This is a genomic window from Streptococcus sp. DD04 (genome assembly GCF_001578725.1).
Taxonomy (GTDB): domain Bacteria; phylum Bacillota; class Bacilli; order Lactobacillales; family Streptococcaceae; genus Streptococcus; species Streptococcus sinensis.
In genome coordinates this window covers 380897-384069 of record NZ_KQ968978.1, presented here as the reverse complement: position 1 = coordinate 384069, position 3173 = coordinate 380897, and the positions used below count along the sequence as shown (strand labels likewise).

Below are 3173 nucleotides of genomic sequence, written 5' to 3'. Positions count from 1 at the left end.
TCAATTTCACTGGCCAACCTTACAAATTTGTAAGAATGCCTTATTCAAATATCATCTTCTTCTCTGAAAAACTAATCATGACAGTTGTTCCCTGTCCGACCTGCGAAGCGATGCTGATCTGATGTCCCAGCTCATCTGCAATTTTCTTAGACAGATAAAGTCCCAAGCCAGACGATTGCTGGGTCAAACGGCCATTATAGCCCGAAAAACCTCGTTCGAAAACCCTTAGCAAATCCGCATCCTGAATACCCAGACCGCTGTCTTTGATATAAAGCGTATCCTCCTGAAAATAAATCTCAATCCCGCCTTGACTGGTGTATTTCAGACTATTTGACAGCACTTGCTCCAAAATAACGACGAACCATTTCCTGTCTGTGATGATGGTTCGGTCCAGATCATGCAGATTGAGACTCAAGCCCTTTTGGATAAAGAAAATCGCATACTTCTTGACAATCTCCTTGACCAAATCTTCAACATTTTCCTTTTTCAAGACCAAATCCTCGTGGAAACTCTCCAAACGAAGATACTGCAAGACGATATTGACATAGGACTCGATCTTAAAAAGCTCTTGCTCCAGCTGATTCTTGACCTTCTTGTCCTCAATCTCTCCGACCAGCAATGAACTAGCCGCAATAGGCGTCTTGATCTGATGAGCCCAGAGCGTATAATAGTCCATCAGGTCATTTAACTTCTCCCTTTCCTCAATCGCACGGTTCTTCTTGTCCATTTCCAAAAGAGCCCGTTTTTCAAAAAGGAGAACCTCTAAGGCTGTCTGAGGCCGACCTGAGGCATAGAAGAGCTGGTTGCGGTATTCCTTATAGGCACTAGCGAGATCCATTCCAAAGAAAAAGCTAGCAAGGAGAAAGGCTAAGAGCAGCTGATACTCTAGCAGACTGCGCCCGTCTTCGAAAATAAAGGCAAACATCCCCATAATCGAAAATACAATCAGCAAGAGCAACAAGATGAAGCGACGGGAATACAAATGATGCTTCAAAAAGAAAAATTTATCCTGCATGTCCATTGGTCAAACCATATCCTATCCCTTTTTTCGTCTCAATGAAATGCTTCAGACCGTGCTCTTCCAGCTTCTTGCGCAGGCGGGCAACATTGACGGACAAGGTATTGTCATCAATAAAGAAATCGCTGTTCCAGAGCTCCTTCATCAAGTCATCACGCGCCACGATGCTGCCAGAATGCTCAAAGAGCACCCGCAAAATCTGAAATTCATTCTTGGTCAGCGTCACAAGCTCGCCCTCATAGACCAAATCCATGGATTTAAGATTTAAAATCACGCCCTGATATTCCAAAAGGCTTTGATCCGTCCCAAACTCGTACGAACGCCGCAGCAGGCCTTGAACCTTGGCCAAAAAGACATTATTATCAAAGGGCTTGGTCACATAGTCATCTGCGCCCATATTAATGGCCATGACGATATCCATGGACTGGTCGCGCGAAGACAGAAACATAATCGGTACCGTCGAAATTTTCCGAATTTCCTGGCACCAATGGTAGCCGTTAAATAGGGGCAGGCCAATATCCATCAGCACCAGCTGAGGCTCCTCCTTGACAAAGGTTGTCAAAACCTGCATGAAATCCTCAATCGCCACAACCTGATAGCCCCATTGCTCCAGCATCTTTTTGATCATTTGACGGATAACCGCATCATCCTCGACCAGTAAAATCTTGTGCATTCCATTTCCTCACTCATTTTTCTTACTGCTATTATATCAAATTCTCCCTTAAATCACAGAGACTTTTTTAGTTTGAAACTCGTGACATTTTCAGGAAATTTTTAAAAAAGAATAGGACAATCCTGACAAATCATTCAAATTTCGATTGCTGCTCTCTTTGCTTCTGACAACCCGCCCCACTTATGCTATACTGTAAGAAGATAGAATATGGAGATCGATATGGGAATAATTTTTGATTACCTAGACCAAGTAGCTTACGACAGTATCTACGACACCCCCTTTAATGAACTGGATATGCTGATGCTGACAGAATTGACTTATCTGCCTTTTGACCAGATCGTATCTGATCAGATGTCCCCTGATTGTACTTGCCGCTTGTTGGAGGCCGCAGAAAAGGTGCCCCAAGATTTGTCCATGTTGGTGACTAAAAATCGGCTGAAACTTTTAGAAAAAGCAGCCAGCTCCACCCGCTTCAAAAATGTTAAGCTCATGGGCTATGTCAATGATATTGATCCTGATGTCCAAAAGCAATTTGCAGCTATGATTTTCAAAATCAAGCCTGATAGCTATGTCCTAACCTTCCGCGGAACCGATGATTCCATTATCGGCTGGAAAGAGGACTTCCACATGACCTATATGGATCAGGTCCCAGCTCAAAAAACGGCGGCCAATTATCTGCGAAAAGCCATGGATGCTCTGCCTGGTCAATTCATCCTGACGGGCCACTCGAAAGGAGGCAATCTAGCTTCCTATGCTGCTAGTCAGATCGAGCTGGAATATCAAGAGCGAATTCAGAGTATTTACAGCTATGATGCCCCTGGACTGAATCACTCGGTCATCACCAGTCAAGGCTACCAGACTATTTCAGACAAGATAAAGCGCTACATTCCGCAGGGGTCTATCGTCGGAATGATGCTCGAAACGCCCAAGCAGGCTCAGATTGTCAAAAGTACGGCTATCGGCGGTCTGGCCCAGCACGATACCTTCTCTTGGCAGATTAGTGACCAGACTTTTGTCCTGCTGGACAACCTCAATCCAGACAGCCTTCAAGTAGATAAAACTCTGAAAAACTGGGTAGATAGCGTTTCTGATGAGGAATTAAAAAACTTTTTCGACCTCTTTTTTGGCCTCATCTTGGATGCTGGTATCAGCTCCATCAATGACCTCACCAAGCTGGAAAATTTCAACAAAATCCTAACTGTTTTTGAAAATGCCAATGCCCTCACAGATGAGGAGCGGGATATGCTGACGCGCCTCGCCAAACTACTGGTGGACATGCGCTACCAGTCTTGGAAAGACGGCATGAACCTGCTGAAGCCTGCGGAAATTCAAAAAGAAATCCGAGAAAATATCTCTCAGCTTGTCAATCAACTACCTTTTATCAATACTGAAAAGCCAAAAGAAAACAACTCTGACACTACTGAAGGAGATACTTTGCTCTCTTAAATATGAGGGTATCCAATCCTAGCTAACCAAGAAAAA

General features: G+C 44.1%; 3 protein-coding genes. 1 reads left to right on the top strand and 2 read right to left on the bottom strand.

Annotated elements, in window-relative coordinates:
- Positions 1–40 precede the first annotated feature (40 nt).
- Positions 41–1021 (bottom strand): sensor histidine kinase, encoded by a 981-nt coding sequence (locus STRDD04_RS06800; RefSeq protein ID WP_062200550.1) that lies wholly within the window; start codon positions 1019–1021, stop codon positions 41–43.
- The gene (locus STRDD04_RS06795; protein ID WP_037615348.1) at positions 1005–1691 is read right to left on the bottom strand and encodes a response regulator transcription factor; all 687 of its coding nucleotides are present in this window, start codon (positions 1689–1691) and stop codon (positions 1005–1007) included. Before STRDD04_RS06795 ends, STRDD04_RS06800 begins: the two co-directional genes overlap by 17 nt.
- Positions 1692–1910: 219 nt before the next feature.
- Here STRDD04_RS06795 and STRDD04_RS06790 point away from each other — a divergent pair, with 219 nt between their 5' ends.
- Positions 1911–3137, top strand: a complete 1227-nt coding sequence (locus STRDD04_RS06790; protein ID WP_062200548.1) for a DUF2974 domain-containing protein — start codon at positions 1911–1913, stop codon at positions 3135–3137.
- Positions 3138–3173: the final 36 nt, after the last annotated feature.